Source organism: Bradyrhizobium sp. Kon56, assembly GCF_055807635.1.
Genome location: NZ_JBVVOU010000405.1, coordinates 1 through 274 on the forward strand (window position 1 = coordinate 1; position 274 = coordinate 274).

Here is a 274-nt window from a genome sequence, read left to right on the forward strand (position 1 = left end):
ACACGTTGCGCGCGGCCTGCGCGATTGCAGGGCTGCCGAAACCGGCGGTGTAGGTTTTCTTCACCTCGCCCCGCTTGCGGGGCGAGGGAGCAGAGCTCAGGCCTTCTTCTTCTTCTCGCGATCTATGCCTTCGAGGATCAGCTTGTGTGCATCCTCCGGGCCGCCCCAGCGCAGGATCTTCACCCACTTGCCGGGTTCGAGATCCTTGTAATGTTCGAAGAAGTGCTGGATCTGCTGGAGCGTGATGTCCGGCAGGTCGGAATACGACTTCACC

General features: G+C 60.9%; 1 protein-coding gene. It reads right to left on the reverse strand.

Annotated elements, in window-relative coordinates:
- Positions 1–96: 96 nt before the first annotated feature.
- Positions 97–274, reverse strand: a 178-nt coding sequence (locus AC0L3B_RS39470; protein WP_473383221.1) for an inorganic diphosphatase, incomplete at its 5' end; no start/stop codon positions are given.